Here is a 14,297-nt window from a genome sequence, read left to right as displayed (position 1 = left end):
GCCCAGGGCCGCACCGGGCAGCAGGGCCAGGGCCGGCCGCAGCGTGGCCTCGGTCAGCCAGCGCCGCAGCGGGAACGGCAGCGAGCGGCCGTGTACGAACGCCACAAAGGCCGCGCCCATCAGCAGCGAGGCCGCCAGGTGGGCCCAGGCGGCGCCCGCGATGCCGGCCTGGGCGACGCCCACGGCGATCAGGCCCAGGCCCAGCAGCGCACGCGCCAGCGCGAACAGGCCGGTGACGCGCGGGTGGCCCAGGCCGTCGTTGACGAGCGAGGGCACATGGGTGAGCGAATCGGACCACTGTGCCAGCGCCATCAGCGCGAGGATGGTGGCGCCACTGGCGGCAAAGCCGGGGCCCATCCAGACCGTCAGGATGGCCGGCGCCAGCACGGCCAGCAGCAGAGCGGTGGCACCGTTGAGAAAGCACAGATAGCGCGCAGCGCTGAAGTAGGCAGCCTGCAGCTCGGCCATGCGGTCCTGCGCGGCGAGTTGGGCGGCATGCGGGAACAGCACCGCCGCCAGGCGGAACAGCAGCGCCATGACGCGGTTGACCAGCATGGCCGGCACGGCGAACAGGGTCAGCGGCCCGGCACCGACGACGGCGCCGATGATCAGCTTGTCGCCATGCGAATAGCTCAGGGCGGCAAAGCGGCTCAGGAAGGCGAAGGCGCTGAAGGACAGCATGCCGCGCCGGGTGGCGGCATCGGGCCGCGCCCAGCGCAGCTTCATGCGGCCCACCAGCCAGCTCAGCACGCCCAGGGCCTGGACGCAGCCCAGCGCGATGCGCAGCCAGATCAGCTCCACCAGACCACCGCCGAGCATCAGCAGGCCCACGGTGAGCAGCGGCAGCAAGGTGCCAAAGCCGGCTTCGACGCTGCCCGCCAGGTCGTAACGCGCCAGCGCGCCGGGCAGGCTCTGCAGATAGACCTGGATCTGGCCGACCAGAAAGCCCAGCGCCGCCCATTGCAGCGCGCGCACGGCATCAAGCTGGCGTGCGGGGCTGATCTTGAAGACCTCGGTGGCCAGCGGGGTCGCAAACGTCCAGAGCGCGGCGGCACCGACGAGGCCGATGCCGACATAGATCAGCAGGCCGAAGGCGACCGTCTGGTGCATCTGCCGCTGGGCGCCCTGGGCATGGTGCTGGGCAACGAACTTGGTGGACGCCGCGGTGACGTTGATGTCGATCATGGCGAAGTAGCCCATGATGGACGTGACGAGCATCAGCAGGCCGTAGTCCTCCTGGCCGAGGTAGCCCACCACCAGAGGCACGGTCAGGACGGCGAGCAATGCCGGTACCGCGGCGCCCAGCAGATTGAAGGCTGCGCCGCGCATCAACCCCACGGACCTAGCCACGTCTGTCAGCCACCGTCACAGCGAGGTAGGGCAGCGCCAGGGCCAGCGCCAGCAACTGCATGGTTCGGAACTCGATGACCGGCGTGCCCACCAGCCAGGTGGGCAGCATGAAGAGCAGCCCGGCCGCACCCGCCAGCAGGATGCCGCGCTCGCGCGGGGCCAGCCGCGCGCTGTGCCGTTTGACGAAGCGGAACACGCCCACGATGACGAGCAACGAGGCGACCACGCCGATCAGGCCGGTCTTCAGCGCGATGTGGAGCACACCGCTGTGCATCCAGCTGAAGTCGCCGCGGTGCCAGTTGAGGTCGGAAAAGCGGAAGCCGCTGTAGCTGCCCCAGGCGCCCAGGCCCCAGATCGGGCTCTCGCGCATGGACAGCAAGGCCGCATACAGCTCGGCGAAGCGGCCCGTCGTGAAGCTGAAGCCGGTGCCCCCGCCAAAGACGTCGGGCAGCATCTTCTGCAGCCAGTCGCCGCCGTAGTGCGAGCTGCCACCACGTTGCACCAGCTTGTAGACGAGCAAGGGCAGGCCAGCCACCACATAGCTGAGCAACAGCCACGTGCGCTGCACACGGCTGACGCTGAAGGCCAGCAGCAGCAGGGCCAGCGCCAGGCCGCCCCAGGCGGTGCGCCGGTAGGAGAAGACGATGATGAACAGCTCGAGCAGCACGATGCCGATGTACATCCAGCGCTGGCCGAAGGACTTGGCCTGCCCGGTGAGCAGCCGCCAGGCGGCCAGGAACAGCCCCATCGTGGCGAGCAGCGAGTCGTTGATGTCGAAGAAGGTCAGGCGCACGTCGATGCGCTGGAAGTTGGCGTAGAAGTTGGCCGGGTCCCCGCCAAGGGCGACGAAGCGCGCCAGGCCCCACAGGCCGCGGGCCACGACCATGACGAGCAGCACGTTGATCAGCCGGTCGAGCGACTTCTGCTCGCCGAAGCAGGTGGTCAGCACATAGAACGCCAGCATCAGGTTGAAGACGTTCAGCAGGCCCGAGGGCGACAGGAGCTGGAACCAGTAGACCTTGGGCAGTGCCAGCCCCACGACGAGGTTGCCGAGCAACAGCAGGCCGAAGATGACCACCGGCACCTTGAGGTTGTGCGCCGCGACCGGGGCAGCGCTGAAGCGGCGGATCACGAAGCACTGGAAGGCCAGGCCGAACAACAGCAGGTTGATGGCCGAGAAGAAGAAGGTGCCGGTGCCGCGGGTGTAGAAATTGGCGCCAGCCACCGGCTCGAGCAGCCCCCAGGAGGCGTTGGGGAAGCTGAACAGGAACACCAGATAGATCAGCGCCCACGCAGACGCAGCCCGCGCCCCGACCACCACCCAGGTGACGATGGCCAACGGAATGGCGACCGCCAGCACCCAGGGCAGCGCGAGGAAGGCGTACTGCGTCAGCTCGTTCATCGGCTCAGGAAGTCTGCATAGGCCAGTGCGATGCCCTCGCGCAAGCCGGTGCGCGCGCGCCAGCCCCGGCTGGCCAACAGGCTCACATCCATCAGCTTGCGCGGCGTGCCGTCGGGCTTGCTGGTGTCGAACACCAGCTCACCGCCGAAGCCGACGACCTCGCACACCAGCCCGGCGAGTTCGCGGATGCTGACGTCGCTGCCGAAGCCGATGTTGGTCAGCACGTCGTCGGCGCCGGTCTCCATCAGGTGGACGCAGGCGTCGGCCAGGTCGTCGACGTAGAGGAACTCGCGCAGCGGCGTGCCGGTGCCCCAGACGACCAGCTCCGTGTCGCCGCGCAGCTTGGCCTCATGGGCCTTGCGGATCAGCGCCGGCAGCACATGGCTGTTGTTCAGGTCGTAGTTGTCGTTGGGGCCGTAGAGATTGGTCGGCATCGCGCTGACGTACTGCCGGCCGTACTGTCGGTTGTAGCTCTCGCAGAGCTTGATGCCGGCGATCTTGGCAATGGCATAGGGCTCGTTGGTGGGCTCCAGTGGGCCGGTCAGCAGGCTGTCTTCGCGCAGCGGCTGGGGGGCCAGCTTGGGATAGATGCACGACGAGCCGAGGAACATCAGCCGCTGCACGCCGGCCAGATGGGCGCCATGGATGAGGTTGGCCTCGATCATCAGGTTCTGATAGAGGAACTCGGCGCGGTAGACGTTGTTGGCCTGGATGCCGCCGACTTTGGCCGCGGCCAGGAACAGGTAGTCGGGCTTGCTGGCCTGCAACCATTCATGAACGGCACGCTGGTCGAGCAGGTCGAGTTCCTGCCGGGTGGCAGTCAGCACATTCGTGTAGCCCCCGGCCCGCAAGCGGCGCAGCAGCGCCGAACCGACCATGCCCCGATGGCCGGCCACGAAGATGCGATCCGTACGACTCAAGCTTGACATTTACCACCTACAACAAGACCGTCTGCCCGCGACCGGCATGGGGGGCGGCAGCCAGGCGCCAGCGGTCGAGAAGGCAGATCACTCATGGTGGTCGTAGGCCTGGAAGCCGGCCATCTTGACGAGGCTGTCACGGCGCGCCGCGGTGTAGTCGGCCTGGACCATCTCTGCGACCAGTTCGCGCAGCGTGGTCTTGGGCACCCAGCCGAGCTTTTCCTTGGCCTTGGTCGGGTCGCCCAGCAGGGTCTCGACCTCGGTGGGGCGGTAGTAGCGCGGGTCGACCTTGACGATGACGTCACCGACCTTGCACTTGGCCTTGTCGCCGACCACCCGGGTGACGCGGCCGACTTCCTTGTCGCCTTCGCCTTCGAACGCGAGCGTGATGCCGAGTTCGCCGGCAGCGAATTCGACGAACTGGCGCACGCTGTACTGAACGCCGGTGGCAATGACGAAGTCGTCGGCCTGATCCTGCTGCAGCATCAGCCACTGCATCTCGACGTAGTCCTTGGCATGACCCCAGTCGCGCAGCGCGCTCATGTTGCCCAGGTAGAGACAGTCCTGCAGGCCCAGCGCAATGCGGGCGATGGCGCGGGTGATCTTGCGGGTGACGAAGGTCTCGCCACGGCGCGGGCTCTCGTGGTTGAAGAGGATGCCGTTGCAGGCGTACATGCCGTAGGCCTCACGGTAGTTGACCGTGATCCAGTAGGCGTACATCTTGGCGACCGCGTAGGGGCTGCGCGGGTAGAAGGGCGTGGTCTCCTTCTGCGGGATCTCCTGCACCAGGCCGTAGAGCTCGGAGGTGGAGGCCTGATAAAAGCGCGTCTTCTTTTCAAGTCCGAGGATGCGGATGGCTTCAAGCAGGCGCAGCGTGCCCATGCCGTCCGCGTCGGCGGTGTACTCGGGGCTCTCGAAACTGACAGCGACGTGGCTCATCGCGCCGAGGTTGTAGACCTCGTCGGGTTGCACTTCCTGGACGATGCGGATCAGGTTGGTGCTGTCGGTCAGGTCACCGTAGTGGAGCTTGAACCGCTGGTTGTCGACATGCGGATCCTGGTAGAGATGATCGATGCGATCGGTGTTGAAGGACGACGCACGGCGCTTGATGCCATGTACTTCATAGCCCTTGGACAACAACAGCTCGGTGAGGTAGGCGCCATCCTGGCCGGTCACGCCGGTGATCAGCGCGATCTTCTTTGTACTGCTCATAAGTGGTCTGAACGTAGTTAACTGGCCAATGCGCCGCCAAAGACCCGCAGCCGCGCGGGCTGGGGCATGGCGCTGCGCATGTCGGCGATGAAACGGGCCTGCAGCCTGTAGGCGGCATCCGCGTCGGGGTCGATGCTGGAGACCCGCACCAACATGCCATCGGGAATGATGCCGCGCATGCCGTAGCGCAATTGCGCAAGCTTCTGCTGTTGCCCGGTCACGGCGATGTGCTCGCCGACGACGAACCAGAACGTCACCGGCTCATAGCGCTGCGCCATCTTGGCGGACATGTGCCTCACGGGCATCTGGACACCGCCGAGGTCGATGCTGGCATTGACGTTGGCCAGGATGTCGAAGCCCTGCGATGGGTAGCAGACATCGGGGCGGTGGGCGCGGGTCGCGTCGGACTGGTCACCGCCATAGGCCACCGACAGCATGATTCGCTCACCAGCCGGGCTGACGTAGGTGCGGGTCACCGTCTGCGCATACAGCGTCTTGAGCAGCGCCTCGACATCGGGCGAAACGATGGCGACCGGCAGATTGCTGTCGAGCCGCCAGTCGCCGAAGGCCTTGGGAAAGACAGTTTCCAGGTCGACCTTGGCATGCCGGTCGGCCAGATGGATGGTGGGCGTGGCCACATGTGCGAGGCCAGAAGCCGACACCAGCAACAGCGCGGCGAGCAGCGCGCGCAGGCGCACGGGCGTGATGAGTGCGCTCATGCTGGCTTCTCCTGCGAGATGCCACGCTCGGGCTTGAAGAAAAGGTTGAGGCCCTTGTCGACCAGCAGCATCAACAGCAGCGCGAGGATGAACAGCACCATGCCGGCGAAGCCGTGAACAAAGCCCTGGCCGGCCGCGTCGCCGAAGAAATACGTCACCAGCACCAGGATCATGACTCGCCCGATGTTGGCGCAGAACGCGATGGGCACGAGCAGCACGGCGAGCGTGATATTGCGGGCCGCCGATGTGTAGCGCATCAAGTTCATGTAGAGCATGCCCAGGGCCTCGAGCGTGAACATGGAGTTGAGCCCTGCACAGGCGTCTGCGACCAGCAGCTGGTACTGGCCGACCGTCAGCATGACGCCCGAGCGACCGACCGGCAAGCCCATTGCATGCAGAAGGTTGCTGGCCACATAGGACACGGCGGTCTTCAGCGGTGCGGTCACAGATGCGACCAGCGCCTCGGGCAGCGGCACCATGAAGAGCAGAAAGAACAGCGGGAACCAGATCACCCGCAGACCCCTCCAGCCCTTGAACAACAGGGCCAGGCCGGCCAGCATCCAGATCTGCGAGCCGATGGCGAAGATCCAGATGTCCTGGGAACGCCCGGCCACGTAGAGCAGGCTGCCGAACAGCAGAACGAGGACGGCACCGACCGTGGCGGGGCGCGACGGCAAAGCCGCCACCGTGTGGCGCAGGTTGTAGAGCAGCCAGAGACTGACGATGAAGATGATCGGGCCGTGGCCTTGCTCATCGGTGCGCCAGATCGTTCGGCTGAGTTCGACGTAGGCAGGGACATAGGCCACGAGCAGGCCCAGCACGACCAGCACGAGCGCGGGGACATCGACCCCGGCTGGCAGGAGGCCCTGGCGTTCAGAAGGCACTGCAGACATTGCGTTCGCACTCATTGGGCAACCCACCTCGACCGCCAAGCCATAGGCAGCAGGCGGGCTTCATCAGAATTCGTTGACGACCGCGCCCAGCAACTGGACCGAACTGCCGGCCAGGCTGGCGACCAAGTCTTGAAGTGCGGCGACCTTGTTCTCGTGCTTGCGCGTCAGCACCAGGGCAGAGCCACACTTCGCCGCGACGACGCAGCCATCCGAACCCAGCGAGGCGGCAGCGGTATCGATGACGACATGGTCGAACTTCGCAGCCAGTTCACGCACCAGCAAGCCAAAGGCAGGACGCTCCAGCAGTTCCAGAGGATTGGGTGGAATGGGGCCGCAAGGCAGCACGAAGAGGCCGGCCACACCATCGACCGCCTGGATGACCTGGGTCTCGGCCCGGCCCGACAACAGCGATGACAGGCCGGCAGCATTGCTGACCTTGAAGACTTCGTGCTGGCGCGGGCCGCGCAGGTCAGCGTCGACGATCAGCGTGCGCCCGCCAAGCTGGGCCAGCGATACCGCGAGGTTGGCAGCGAAGAACGTCTTGCCATCGCCGGAGTCAGGGCTGATCAGGGCGAGCGCCTGGCGCGGCGCGTCGGGGCGGTTCCAGCGCATCACGACCTGGCTGCGCACGGCGCGGATCGCCTCCGCCTGAACCGAGAAGGGTTGAGTCAGCGCGACCAGTTCAGGGCTGGCATCGCGACGCTCGGCGTTGGCCAGCGGGTAATGGAACTGCTGCGCGAGTGCACTGAGCACGTCGTCAGGGCTGGCCAGGCCCAGAGTGACTGCGGCTTCGCCGAAGCGCACGCCGTGCTCGCGCTGATAGCTCAGCACCTTCTCGACCTCGGCGGCGCTGAGGTTGCGCGCGTCGCGGATGAGATCGCCAATCGAACGGGCATGCACGTCGGCAGGGGCGTTCACGGTAGCTCCAGAGGTTGCTGCGTTCATTGGGACTCAGGCCGTCTTGCCGGCGTCGGACATGCGCCCGAGCAGGCGCTGCTGCATCAGATTGGCCTTGGCGGCCTTGCGGAAAAGGCGCCGCGCGTTGGGCGATGGCAGTACACCGATGATCGGCAGCGCCACAGCCTGGGCCACGTCCTCGGCGCTACGGACACGGCGGTCCAGCATCTCCATCGCCACGACGATGGCCACGGCCAGCAGCGTGCCGAGGAAAAGCGCCACGATCATGTTGAGCACGAGCCTGGGCGAAGTGGGCTCGACCGGCGCCACGGCCTGCGACAGCACCGAGACGTTGCTTTGCGTCGCCAGGCTTTCCAACGTAGCTTGGTTCAAGCGTTGCATGATCTGGTCATAGGTGCGCTGTGCGTTCTCGACGTCGCGGACGAGCACGGCGCCTTCATCCCGTACGGCCTTCATCTGCAGGACCTTGTTGCGCTGCGCTTCGAGGTTCGCCTTGATCTCACCGGCGCGCTGCTGGTTGATGGTGTTGGCGATGCCCAGCGAGCTGCTGACCTTCTTGGTCTCGCTGTCGATGCGGGATTTCAACTCGGCCACATTGGCCCGCGTTTCAATGACTTGCGGGTTCTTGTCGCCCAGGCGGGCCGACAGCTCCTGAAGCCTGGCTTCCAGCCGCGCCTGGTCGGCCTTGAGCCCGGCGATCAGCGGGTTGTTGAGCACCTCCTGCATGCGATCGGCACCCGCGCCACGGGCTGCGGTTTGCCGGCTGCCCGAATCGGACGCGAGCGATTGCAGACCGACATACTGCGAGGACAGCTCACTCAGGCGGGCGTTCTCGACGTCCAGCCGTTCGTCCGTCGCGATGATGCCCTTTTCCTTCTGAAACTCGGACACGCGGCTCTGCGCCTTTTCGAGCGCGTCCCGAGCCTCTTTGCTGCGCTGCTCGAAAAACGACGAGTACAGCCGGGCCGGCTCGACGCGCATCTCGACGTTGGTCTCGAGATACGCCTGCACAAAAGCATTGGCAAGCGCCGACGCGAATTTGGGGTCGGGAGCCTTGTAAGCGACCGTGATGACGTTGGACTCGCGAGACGGGCGCACGTCCAGGCTCTTTTGGAAAACCGTGCTGAGCCACTGTTCGATGGAGCCCTCACCGTCGGTCGCGCTCTGCCATTGCTCGCGGATCTGCGGGTTCTCGGTCAGGCGCAGGTTGCGGACGACCTTGAAGGCGACACGGTCGCTCTGGATCACGTCGATCTGCGTGGCCACCATCGCGGGGTTGATGCCCCCGGCATAAAGGACCGCCGCCAGCGGATCGGGCTTGCTCGAATCGACCACCACAGAGGCCGACGCCGTATAGCTCTTGGGCAGCAACAGGCTCAGCGCCAACGCCAGCAAGACGACGCCCGCAAACACGCCGAGCGCCACCTTGTAGCGCGCACGCACGATGGCCAGAAATTGGACGAAGTTCATCTCAGCTCCCCAACAAAGTCAGAACAGGCTCTCTTTGACGTAGACGACGTCACCGTCCCTGAGACTCTCGTCCATGGTCGGCTGCACCACCTGGACGCGGCCATCGGCCGCCTTTCGGTGCACGCGAATGCCACGCTCGGTACCACGCTGGTTCAGGCCGCCACCGGCGGCCAGGGCCTGCATCAGCGTCATGCCGCGTTCCAGCCGGAACGGACCCGGCCGCTGCACTTCGCCATAGATGTACACCAGCGGTGCGCGGTCGACCCAGAGCACGTCGCCGTTCTGGATCAGCACGTCGTTGGCGCGGTTCTGGTCGGCGCTGAAGACGTTGGGCAGGTCGATCTCGGTGCGGAAGGGCTTGCCGTTGCGCATGCCGCTGAGCACGAGCATGTCGCCACCGGTGGTAGCCACGCCGCCGGCGTTGGCCAGCAGGTCGGTCAGGCGCATGTCGGCCGTCTCGATGGGATAACGGCCTGGTCGGTTGACCTGGCCGAGCACGCTGGCCTGGTTGCCCTTGACCTGCAGCAGCGTCAGCGTGACCTGGGGCGACTTGACGAAGTTGCCGTTCTTCAGGCCGTCGGCGATGAGCTTCTCGGCCGCCGTGACGCCCAGGCCGCCGATGCGCACATTGCCCAGCAGCGGGAAGCTGATGACGCCGGTCTCGGAGACGCGTGTCTCCAGCGTCAGGTCCGGGTTTTGGTAGACCATGATGCGGATGACGTCACCCGAGCCCAGGCGGTATTCGGGCGAGACAGCCGCCGCCGGCGCCGCCGGCCTGGCGGCCGCGGTTTGAGCCTGTGCGCCGAGGGCGGCCAGGCCGAGAACGGTGGCGAGAAGCAGTGGTTTGATACGCATCATTTCAGGCCCATGCCCTTGGAGATGGAAGCAGGATCCAGGCCACTGGCTGCCGGCGCCACCGGCGTCGGTGTGTCGGAAGCGGCCGGCACCAGCGGCGCCGGGGTGGTCGCAGCTGGGGCCGAAGCGGCCTCGGCGAACTTGCCGACGTACTCGATCTTGGAACTGTCGCGCAGCGCCTTGATGTCTTTCTGCACGGCTTCGGCCTTGCGCTGGTTCAGCAGGAAGGCTTCGATGGCCGGGCGGGCGCGCACCTCATCAACGGGCTGGCTGCGCGAGCCGACGAGGAAGAGCACCGTCAACCCGTTGGGGGTCTGGTTGATCATCGAGTCGCCATCCTTCATCTTGGAGATGGCGTCCAGGCTGGCCAGCGGTAGCTGCTCGGCGGCACGCACGGCCTGGTTGCCGTTGAAGCGCAGCTCGGCGGACTTCAGGTACTCGGCGAATTCGTTGAGGTTCTTGGCCTCGGCGAGCTTGGCGCGGATGGTCTCGAACTGCTCGGGCTTGGCCTCGATCTGCACTTCTTGCAGGCTGTAGATGCGGCGATCCTTGAAGAGGGCCGGCTTGTCGTTGTAGTACTTGGCGATCTCGTCCGTGGTGGGCTTGGAGACCGCCTCGCCGACACGCTCGGCATAGGCGCGGGCGATGATCTCGCGCTTGGCGGCCTCGATCTGCTGCACGACGCGCGGGTCGCGGTCGAGCTTTTGCTCTTGCGCCTTCTGCACCGCGAGTTCCTGGTCGACCAGGCGTTCCAGCACCTGGCGGCCGGCGGCCTCGGCCTGCTCGGGCTTGAGTCCTGGCTGGCGCTGCAGCACGAAGTTGATCTGGTGGACGGTGATCTCTTCCTTGTTGACCTTGGCCGCCGTCTGGGAAGCCTTGTCACTCTTTTCGCCACCGCAAGCCGTCAGCAGCGCCGCGGCTGCGACGACGGCCAGCAACAGGGAGGCCCGGTGATTGATGAGTCGCTTTGCCATCTGATGAGGTCCTTGTTATGTGGAGGAGGTGCTCCCCGCCCAGGGAACGAATGAGTGTAGTGGTGCGATATGTCGCTTCTGTGGGCGCCACGCCCCCATTACTGGGTTCGTGAGCCGCCTGCGTTAGAGCGAAATCAAGCCGGAAGTTCCCCAGACCCCCACGTTCTTGGGGGGAGAGGTTCAGGCGGCGGAGGATGGCGCCGTCACGGCGCGGTCCCGCTGGGGCTCAGCACTTGATGCCGGCGTGCAGGGCGACGATGCCAGCGCTGAGGTTGTGCACGTCCACGTGGCCGAAACCGGCCGTCTTCATCATGGCCTTGAGCGTGGCCTGATCGGGGTGCATTCGGATCGACTCGGCCAGATAGCGGTAGCTCTCGGCATCGCCCGCGAACAGCGAGCCCAGCTTGGGCAGGATGTTGAAGGAGTACCAGTCATAGGGCTTGCGCAGCGGCTCAGCGATGCGCGAGAACTCCAGCACCAGCAGGCGGCCGCCCGGCTTGAGCACCCGGCACATCTCGGCCAGGGCCAGGTCCTTGCGGGTCATGTTGCGCAGGCCGAAGGCCACGCTGACCAGGTCGAAGCTCTCGCTCCTGAAGGGCAGCTTCTCGGCATCGGCCAGGCTGGTGGGCAGGATCAGGCCTTCATCCAGCAGCCGGTCGCGCCCTTGACGCAGCATGGCTTCGTTGATGTCGGTGTGCACGACCAGGCCGGTCTCGCCGACCTTGCGGGCGAAGGCGCGCGACAGATCGCCCGTGCCGCCGGCAATGTCCAGCGCGCGCTCGCCGGCCTTCAGATTGGCAACCTGCACGGCATAGGCCTTCCAGGCCCGGTGCAGGCCGGCCGACATCACGTCGTTCATGAGGTCGTACTTGGAGGCGACGGAGTCGAAAACGCCGCGGACCTTCGTCGCCTTCTCGTTCTCGTCGACAGTGCTGAAACCGAAGTGGGTCTGGGTCATGGTGAGTTCAATGCGAATGGCAGGAGCCAGCCGCCTTGCCGGGCATCGCATCATCGCGCCCCCTGCCGGCCGCTATCAAACGCGCTTCATAGTCGCGCCAGAGCTGATCCTGCTGGCTGCCGAGCTTGTACAGATAGTCCCAGGTGAACAGACCGCTGGCGTGGCCGTCGGAGAAGGTCGGCCGCACGGCGTAATGGCCGACCGGCTCAATGCCGGCAACGACGACCTCGCGCTTGCCGGTCTGCAGCGTTTCCTGCCCCGGTCCGTGGCCCATGACTTCGGCCGACGGGCTGTAGACACGCATCAGCTCGAAGGGGATGCGGAAACGCGCCCCATCGTCGAAAGCGATCTCCAGCACGCGCGAATGCTGGTGAACGGTGAGTTCGGTGGGGCGAGGCATGCCGCCAGTGTCTCAGATGGCCGCAATCTGCTCGCGCTTCCAGGGGTGACGATGCGAAGAGGCTGAAGAAAACGCGGCCTTCGCTTCCCGTGTCTTCCAGCCCAAGGCGCTACCGGGCGCTCTAATCATGCCTTTCCACGGCTCACCCAACCCAGCCATGACCCGTTTCAACCGCCACCGACTGGCCGCAGCAGCCACCCTGCTCGGCCTGGCCGCCACCGTACAAGCCCTCGACCTGAACGGCCTGTCCAAGGACGTGCAACCCTGCGACGACTTCTACGCCTTCGTCAACGGCAACTGGGAGGCCGCGACAGAACTGCCCGCCAGTCGCGCCCGCATCGGCAGCTTCGAGCAGCTGCGCCAGGCCAACGATGCACTGCTGGAGAAGGCGCTCAAGGAACTGGCCGACAAGCCGGCGCTGCAGACGACGCCGGGGCTCAAGCTCATGGCCGCCTACTTTTCCAGCGGCATGGACGAGGCCGCCATCGAGGCGCGCGGGCTGTCGTCGATCACGCCGCTGCTCAATCGCATCGACGGCCTGCAGCGCCGCGAGGACCTGCCCACGCTGCTGGCCCTGCTGGCGCGCGGCGGCGTCAGCGCGCCGCTGGCCTACAGCGTGCAGCCCGACCGCAAGGACACGCGCCGCCATGTGCTGGGCCTGGGCCAGTCGGGGCTGGGCCTGCCGGACCGCGACGACTACTTCCGCGGCGACGAGCGCACCCGCAGCGTCAGCGCCGCGTACCGGACATTCGCCAAGGCAGTGCTGAGCGCCTCCGGACGCGCGGCCGGCGAGGCCGAGCTGGACGCGCTGATGGCCTTCGAGACCCAGCTTGCCGAGGCCAGCCGGGAACGCGCCCGATTGCGCGACCCCAACGCCAACTACAACCCGATGAGCCCGGCAGAGCTCAGCACCGCGGCGCCGGGGCTGGACTGGCAGGCCTATCTGGCCGTGCTGACGGCGGGCGCCAAGATGCCGCAGCGCCTCATCGTCGGCCAGCCCGAGTTCGCCACGCGCGTGGCCAAGCTGGCGGCCGAGACGCCGCTGGAGGTCTGGCGCAGCTATCTGGCCCTGCGCGTGCTGGACACCACGGCGCCGCGCCTGCCCAGGGCGTATGCGATGGCCTCGTTCGAGTACCGCGGCAAGGCCATCACCGGCCTGCAGGCGCCGCCGCCACGCAACGAGAGCGTCATCCTGCAGATCGGCGGCCGCACCGGCACCGAGCCGGTGGCGCTGGCGCTGGGCGAACTCTTCGTCGCGCGGGCCTTCTCGCCCGAGGCGCAGCGGCGCTCTGTGCTCCTCGTGGAGGACATCCGTGCCGCCATGAAGGAGCGCATCGAGAAGCTGGAATGGATGACACCACCGACCAAGGCCAAGGCCCTGGAGAAGCTTGCGGCCATGCAGCCCGTGATCGGCGCGCCCGAGAAGTGGCCGCAGTACGAGGGCCTGCAGCTCAACAGCACCGACTACGCCGGCAACTGGCTCAAGGTGGCGCTGTGGCACAGCGAGCGCCAGATGAAGGATCTGGACGCGCCCGTGGACCGCGGCCGCTGGCGCATCAGCCCGCACATCGTCAATGCCTTTGCGGGCGGCTTGAACCAGATCATCTTCCCCGCCGGCATCCTGCAGCCGCCCTTCTTCTCCGCGACGGCCGACGACGCGACGAACTACGGCGGCATCGGCATGGTCATCGGCCATGAGATCACCCACCATTTCGACGACAGCGGCCGCAGCTTCGACGCCGGCGGCTCGCTCACCGACTGGTGGACGCCAGCCGACGCAGCCGGCTACAAGGCCCGCGCGGACAAGGTGGCCGAGCGCTATGCGGCCATCTCGCCGCTGCCGGGCTACACCATCAATGGCCGACTGACGCTGGGCGAGAACATCTCGGACATCTCGGGCCTGCCCATCGCCTACGAGGGCCTGCAGCGCGCGCTCAAGCGCAGTGGGGCGGCCGACAGGAAGATCGACGGCTACACGCCGGCACAGCGCTTCTTCATCAGCAATGCGCTGGTCTGGCGCACCAAGGTGCGCACCGAGTTCCTGATCAACCAGCTGCGCACCGACAGCCATTCGCCGGCGAAGTACCGCGTGCTGACACCGATGAGCAACACGCCGTATTTCGCGCAGGCGTTCAGCTGCAAGCCGGGTAGTGCGATGGTGGCGACGGATCCATTGACTGTCTGGTGAACCGCTCGGCGCACTGAAGGCAAACGGGGCCCGCAGGC

13 protein-coding genes are annotated in these 14,297 nt (G+C 66.4%); 1 reads left to right on the top strand and 12 read right to left on the bottom strand.

Annotation, left to right across the window (positions count from 1 at the left end; translation table 11 throughout):
• The 12 genes from ACT6S0_RS10915 to ACT6S0_RS10860 all read right to left on the bottom strand — a co-directional run.
• Positions 1-1,350, bottom strand: a 1,350-nt coding sequence (locus tag ACT6S0_RS10915; RefSeq protein WP_444763915.1) for a lipopolysaccharide biosynthesis protein, incomplete at its 3' end; no start/stop codon positions are given.
• A complete protein-coding gene (locus ACT6S0_RS10910) occupies positions 1,343-2,752 on the bottom strand; it encodes an O-antigen ligase family protein (RefSeq protein ID WP_444763914.1) in 1,410 nt (469 codons plus the stop codon). The genes ACT6S0_RS10915 and ACT6S0_RS10910, both read right to left, overlap by 8 nt.
• Positions 2,749-3,681, bottom strand: a complete 933-nt coding sequence (fcl, locus tag ACT6S0_RS10905) for a GDP-L-fucose synthase (protein ID WP_444763913.1) — start codon at positions 3,679-3,681, stop codon at positions 2,749-2,751. Before fcl ends, ACT6S0_RS10910 begins: the two co-directional genes overlap by 4 nt.
• A gap of 78 nt (positions 3,682-3,759) precedes the next feature.
• Positions 3,760-4,884 carry a GDP-mannose 4,6-dehydratase gene (gene gmd / locus ACT6S0_RS10900; RefSeq protein WP_444763912.1) on the bottom strand — a complete coding sequence of 375 codons (1,125 nt, stop codon included), beginning with the start codon at positions 4,882-4,884 and terminating at the stop codon, positions 3,760-3,762.
• A gap of 17 nt (positions 4,885-4,901) precedes the next feature.
• On the bottom strand, positions 4,902-5,603 hold the full coding sequence (gene epsI, locus ACT6S0_RS10895) for an exosortase-associated protein EpsI, B-type (protein ID WP_444763911.1): 702 nt from the start codon (positions 5,601-5,603) through the stop codon (positions 4,902-4,904).
• On the bottom strand, positions 5,600-6,496 hold the full coding sequence (gene xrtB, locus ACT6S0_RS10890) for an exosortase B (protein WP_444763910.1): 897 nt from the start codon (positions 6,494-6,496) through the stop codon (positions 5,600-5,602). Before xrtB ends, epsI begins: the two co-directional genes overlap by 4 nt.
• A 63-nt stretch (positions 6,497-6,559) precedes the next feature.
• A complete protein-coding gene (locus ACT6S0_RS10885; RefSeq protein ID WP_444763909.1) occupies positions 6,560-7,414 on the bottom strand; it encodes a polysaccharide biosynthesis tyrosine autokinase in 855 nt (284 codons plus the stop codon).
• Between the two features lie 33 nt (positions 7,415-7,447).
• Positions 7,448-8,884: a chain length determinant protein EpsF gene (gene epsF / locus ACT6S0_RS10880; RefSeq protein WP_444763908.1), complete on the bottom strand. Its 1,437-nt coding sequence runs from the start codon at positions 8,882-8,884 to the stop codon at positions 7,448-7,450.
• A gap of 18 nt (positions 8,885-8,902) precedes the next feature.
• Positions 8,903-9,739, bottom strand: coding sequence for a polysaccharide export protein EpsE (epsE, locus tag ACT6S0_RS10875; protein WP_444763907.1), 837 nt, complete (start codon positions 9,737-9,739; stop codon positions 8,903-8,905).
• Complete coding sequence (locus ACT6S0_RS10870; RefSeq protein ID WP_444763906.1) at positions 9,739-10,713, bottom strand: EpsD family peptidyl-prolyl cis-trans isomerase; 975 nt, start codon at positions 10,711-10,713, stop codon at positions 9,739-9,741. The genes epsE and ACT6S0_RS10870 overlap by 1 nt, the downstream gene beginning before the upstream one ends.
• 226 nt (positions 10,714-10,939) lie before the next feature.
• Positions 10,940-11,671 carry a bifunctional demethylmenaquinone methyltransferase/2-methoxy-6-polyprenyl-1,4-benzoquinol methylase UbiE gene (ubiE, locus tag ACT6S0_RS10865; protein WP_444763905.1) on the bottom strand — a complete coding sequence of 244 codons (732 nt, stop codon included), beginning with the start codon at positions 11,669-11,671 and terminating at the stop codon, positions 10,940-10,942.
• Positions 11,672-11,678: 7 nt separating this feature from the next.
• Positions 11,679-12,071 carry a gamma-butyrobetaine hydroxylase-like domain-containing protein gene (locus ACT6S0_RS10860; protein ID WP_444763904.1) on the bottom strand — a complete coding sequence of 131 codons (393 nt, stop codon included), beginning with the start codon at positions 12,069-12,071 and terminating at the stop codon, positions 11,679-11,681.
• Positions 12,072-12,228: 157 nt separating this feature from the next.
• On the opposite strand from ACT6S0_RS10860, the gene ACT6S0_RS10855 reads away from it, so the two are divergent.
• Complete coding sequence (locus ACT6S0_RS10855) at positions 12,229-14,259, top strand: M13 family metallopeptidase (protein ID WP_444763903.1); 2,031 nt, start codon at positions 12,229-12,231, stop codon at positions 14,257-14,259.
• Positions 14,260-14,297 lie beyond the last annotated feature (38 nt).

The sequence above is a fragment of the Roseateles sp. genome, assembly GCF_052436255.1.
Lineage (GTDB): Bacteria > Pseudomonadota > Gammaproteobacteria > Burkholderiales > Burkholderiaceae_C > Pelomonas.
Note: the sequence above shows the minus strand (reverse complement) of the source record. Positions and strands in the feature narration are given on the sequence as shown.